This window comes from Herbiconiux sp., from assembly GCF_023264895.1.
Classification (GTDB): Bacteria; Actinomycetota; Actinomycetes; order Actinomycetales; family Microbacteriaceae; genus Herbiconiux.
Genome location: NZ_JAHFUY010000168.1, coordinates 1 through 2,591 on the forward strand (window position 1 = coordinate 1; position 2,591 = coordinate 2,591).

General features: G+C 72.3%; 1 protein-coding gene and 1 pseudogene. Both read right to left on the reverse strand.

Annotated features, from left to right (window positions below):
• Positions 1–337: 337 nt before the first annotated feature.
• Positions 338–1,738 (reverse strand): AAA family ATPase, encoded by a 1,401-nt coding sequence (locus tag Q0D57_RS19375; RefSeq protein ID WP_291047069.1) that lies wholly within the window; start codon positions 1,736–1,738, stop codon positions 338–340.
• A 146-nt stretch (positions 1,739–1,884) separates the two neighbouring features.
• A pseudogene (locus Q0D57_RS19380) lies at positions 1,885–2,591 on the reverse strand (hypothetical protein); the annotation flags it as partial.

A 2,591-nucleotide genomic window follows, 5' to 3' on the forward strand; every position in this document is an offset into this window, starting at 1 on the left:
GCGTCGAGCGCCTCGGCGAGGTCGACCGGTGGCGCGAGCGGGTCCGGCCCGCCGTCGTACTTCCCGTACCGCGCCCCGCGCGTCAGCCGCCGGTTCCCCCTAGCCACGCTGCGCCGCCCACCCGCCCAGGCCGCTACCCCCGCGCCCGCCGCGCCAGCCGCCGCTGCTCGCCTGCTGCCGAACGGATGGAGTATTCGTCCGATTCGTTCCAACGACGGAGCCTGAGTCCGTATGTGGGCCGCAGCTCCATCCGTTGTGTGAGCCGCCGTCGCGGCGCCCTCCACTGCGTGAGCCGCCGTCGCGGCATCCGGAGCCGGCCGGCGAAGAGGCGGCCAGGTCAGCCATAGATCGTCTCGCCTCCGCCGGTCTCCTTGCTGACGCGGCGGGCGAGGTAGAGGCCCTCGAGCGCGAGCTCGATGGCGCCGGCGCGCTGGCCGTCGTTCGTGGCGTCGAGGCGCGCGCAGATGTCGTCGTAGAGCTCGGATTCGCCGAGCGAGGGCAGCCCGGCCAGAAAGTCGCGCGCCGCGACCTGCTCGCCGGTGGTCACCATCACGCCGCCCTCGATCGCGTCGACGAGCAGCGCGAAGTCGAGCCCACGGAAGTGCGCGCGCACGGTCTCGGCCGTGGCGGTACGCAGCAGGTGGTCGAGGATCTCGTCCTCGCGCCCCTCCTCGCCCGACTCGAACTCGATCTTGCCGCCGAGCACGTCGACCGCGGTCTCGAGGTCGACCGGGCGCGCGACCGCCTCCGCCTCGCCCTGCCGGGTGGCGCGGTGGATGGCGGCGGCGGCGATCGTCTCGGCCCCGGCGATCGCGAAGCGCGCGCTCACACCGCTGCGCTGGTCGACGGATGCCGACTCCCGCAGCGCCCGCGTGAAGCGAGCCAGGATCTCGACCAGGTAGTCGGGCACCTCGGCCACCAGCTCCGCCTCCTGACGGATGACGGCGACCTCGTCGTCGAGCTCCGTGGGGTAGTGGGTGCGGATCTCGGCGCCGAAGCGGTCTTTCAGCGGCGTGATGATGCGGCCGCGGTTCGTGTAGTCCTCGGGGTTCGCGGAGGCCACGACCAGCACGTCCAGCGGCAGCCGGAGCACGTACCCGCGGATCTGGATGTCGCGCTCCTCCATCACGTTCAGCATGGCGACCTGGATGCGCTCGGCGAGATCCGGGAGTTCGTTGATGGCCACGATGCCCCGGTGGCTGCGCGGGATGAGGCCGAAATGGATGGTCTCGGGGTCACCGAGGCTGCGGCCCTCGGCCACCTTCATCGGGTCGACGTCGCCGATCAAGTCGGCCACGCTGGTGTCGGGCGTGGCGAGCTTCTCGACGTAGCGCTCCTCGCGCGGGCGCCAGGCGACCGGCAGGCGGTCACCGAGTTCGAGCGCGCGCAGACGGCTCGTCGTGGTGATGGGCTCGTACGGATGCTCGCCCAGCTCGGACCCGTCGATGACCGGTGACCACTCGTCCAGCAGGCCGGACAGCGTGCGCAGCAGACGGGTCTTGCCCTGCCCGCGCTCGCCGAGCAGCACGATGTCGTGGCCCGCGATCAGCGCGCGTTCGAGCTGCGGGATGACGGTGTTCTCGAAACCGTGCAGGCCGGGCCACGGATCGCGCCCCTCACGCAGGGCGTCGAGCAGGTTGTCGCGGATCTCGGTGCGCAGGCTCTTCTGCACGTGCCCGGAGGCGCGGAGCTCTCCGAGAGTGCTGATGGGAGGTGGTGCGCTGGTGGTGTGCGTCACCTTTTCAAGGGTACGCCTGCATCCGGGAGGCCTGACACGAGAGCGCACAGTTCACACCAGCGAGTTTCAGGGGCACCTCCGCCACAGTGGCAGAGGTCGGGCTGAGACTCGCTGGAGTGAACTGGACTCCGCCTGAAGCGGCGGGGTCAGCGGTTGAAGAGGTCGCCCAGGCCCGGGAGGCCGAAGTTCGAGCCGAGGTCGGAGAGCTGCTCGCCGAAGCCGGTGGCCTGCTCGCCGAGGCCTGCGGCTTGCTCGCCCAGGCCGGAGACGGCTTCGCCGGCACCGGCGGAGAGTTCGTCGAGACCTCCGGTGAGACCTTCGACGTCGAGGCCGCCTGCCAGGGCTTCGAGGTCGACTCCGGATGCGAGGGCCTCGAAGTCGACGCCCAGGCCTGCTGCCTGCTCGAGGAGAGGGCCCGCCACCGAACTGACAACCGCGCCACCGGCGACCGCAGCGAGCGCCCCACCGGCGAGCATCCCGGCGCCGGCCAGGCCGGCACCCGCGGCCACTCCGCCGAAACCGCGACCTGCGCCGCGCCCGACCCCGCCCGTGCCACCGGCGCCTCCAACAACTCGGGCGAGGAGGCCCTTGAGGAAGCCGGGGCGGGCGACCTCGGTGCGGGTCGCCGCACGGGCGAGGTCGTCGGGGGCCGCCGAGCGGGGCTGCTCGTGCGCGGGGAGCTCGGTGCGCATCCGCTGCTCGATCTGCTCGCGCTGGGCGGGGGTCAGACGTGCGAAGGCCTCGCGGTGCACCTGCTCGATCTGGTGCGGGTCGGCGGTCTGCAGGAGGTAGTCGTAGCGGGCGACCGCAGCACGATCGGCCTGGCTGCCGGAAGACGCGCCACCCGCGGCCG